The sequence below is a fragment of the Clostridium sp. AM25-23AC genome (assembly GCF_003435125.1).
In the GTDB taxonomy this organism is placed as follows: Bacteria; Bacillota; Clostridia; order Lachnospirales; family Lachnospiraceae; genus Pilosibacter; species Pilosibacter fragilis.
Window position 1 is genome coordinate 1 of sequence record NZ_QWGI01000092.1, and the last position, 1,203, is coordinate 1,203.

Annotated in this window: 2 protein-coding genes and 1 pseudogene; all 3 read right to left on the reverse strand. The window is 56.4% G+C overall.

Annotated elements, in window-relative coordinates:
* On the reverse strand, window positions 1–296 hold a 296-nt coding region (locus tag DW677_RS18035; RefSeq protein WP_147324996.1), incomplete at its 3' end, for a DNA cytosine methyltransferase.
* Window positions 283–639, reverse strand: coding sequence for a hypothetical protein (locus tag DW677_RS18040; RefSeq protein ID WP_003500157.1), 357 nt, complete (start codon window positions 637–639; stop codon window positions 283–285). The genes DW677_RS18035 and DW677_RS18040, both read right to left, overlap by 14 nt.
* A 309-nt stretch (window positions 640–948) precedes the next feature.
* Window positions 949–1,203: pseudogene (locus DW677_RS18045) on the reverse strand (DNA-binding protein); the annotation flags it as partial.

The window sequence follows — 1,203 nt, forward strand, 5'->3', positions numbered from 1 at the left end:
CGAAACGCCTGATAGAACAGGCTTGATTTTGCCCCGGCAAGGCCGGAGCGGTTGCCGATCAGAGAAAGGTTCTGACAGGGGGAACCGAAGGTAATTACATGAACCGGCGGGATTTTCCCGCCGTCCACCTTCGTAATATCCCCCAAATGCACCATGTCGGGAAAGTGCCTTTTGGTTATGGAGATGGGCGCTTTTTCAATCTCACTGGCCCATACCGGACGGATACCGCACCGGGAAGCAGCCAGAGGGAACACGCCAATCCCGTCGAAAAGGCTTCCCAGCTTAATGTCCGGCATGGCCCGGGGTGCCGTGTCCCTTCACGGCAAGCACCCCTTCCAGCGTTGTCGCCGCAATGCCCAGCCGTCCGGCAACCGCAATATCATTTTTTACATCCTCGTCCACAGCGCTGCCGCAGACGATCAGGGTGTGGGAACGCCGCAGCATATCCCGGCGCATATCAATCCCGGCCTTATGTTCCTCGGGAACGCTGTCATTCAAAAACAGCGGCAGGTACAAGAGCGGGCAGATAGGGGAAAAGCCCGCCTCATAAGCAAGGCGGCAGTAGTGGGCCGCCAGCTCCATATCAACATCCGGCTCGCCGCTCCATGCGGCGGTCAGGTACGCTAAAGGTCGTTTCATTGGTTGAGCCTCCATTTCTGTTTTGGTTTAGAAAAAAGCAAGATATCGCCCAACCCCTCCGCCCCTTCCCCCGGGAAGGGGAACGGCTCTGGAGAATTTATATCCCCGTCGCTTGACCGGGAAAAAGCATAACCGGGAGAAATCCGTCAAGGGTGCCTCCGGCACCGCCTGCGGCGGCGCTGCCCTTGACTGATTTTCCCGGCTATGCTACGGAATAACTGGCGACGGGGAATCATTTATATCTCCAGAGCTTCGGGGCGCGGGGCAGAGCCCCGCAATCCTCGGGCCACGTTGACCCGAGGTTTCGGCTTACTTTTCCTGTTCGTTTTTCTTCTCCGGCTTTTCGTGTTCCTTCTGCTGGCCCTTCCAGTCGTCCAGCAGCTTGATAATCTGGTCCTTCATTTCCCTCGGCGTAGTTTCCTTGCCGAAATACTTGCTCAGTTCCGCACCTGTCAAAATCACTTTGTCTACCTCCTTTTTGTCCTCCATCATAATGCCGTCAATCACATCCCCGTTGAGCAGCTTCTTTTCGTCCAGCTCACGCATACGCTTTGCCTGCGCCTG

Bases quoted from the DNA above. Each gene is read 5' to 3' on its own strand.
- DW677_RS18040 (WP_003500157.1), bottom strand. From the start codon at position 639: ATGAAACGACCTTTAGCGTACCTGACCGCCGCATGGAGCGGCGAGCCG.